This is a genomic window from Pseudomonas sp. 2995-1 (genome assembly GCF_002742505.1).
GTDB classification, from domain to species: domain Bacteria; phylum Pseudomonadota; class Gammaproteobacteria; order Pseudomonadales; family Pseudomonadaceae; genus Aquipseudomonas; species Aquipseudomonas sivasensis.
On the sequence record NZ_LJSA01000659.1, the window covers coordinates 1 to 269 of the forward strand.

Here is a 269-nt window from a genome sequence, read left to right on the forward strand (position 1 = left end):
CTTTTTCCATATCATCAGGTACTTCTTTGATTTTATGTAAAACCACCGTAACGCCTGCTGATCAATTAGTTTTTTAAACTACCAACAGGCTTTTTTCTGTCCCTTTAAAGTAATTTCCCTTCAAAGACAATCCGCTGTTTTGCAACTTCTACTTCTGTTTTCCCATTCTTCTTTACTTCTTTTAAAATCGGTTCTTCCATTCTCCGCACCGGAATATAGCCTTCCACTTTCATACGATCGAGGACTTCATCGATGGTTTCCCCATCTTC

General features: G+C 38.3%; 1 protein-coding gene. It reads right to left on the reverse strand.

Annotated features, from left to right (window positions below; all coding sequences use genetic code 11):
* Window positions 1-104 precede the first annotated feature (104 nt).
* Window positions 105-269, reverse strand: a 165-nt coding sequence (locus AOA61_RS30625) for an NETI motif-containing protein (RefSeq protein ID WP_099603358.1), incomplete at its 5' end; no start/stop codon positions are given.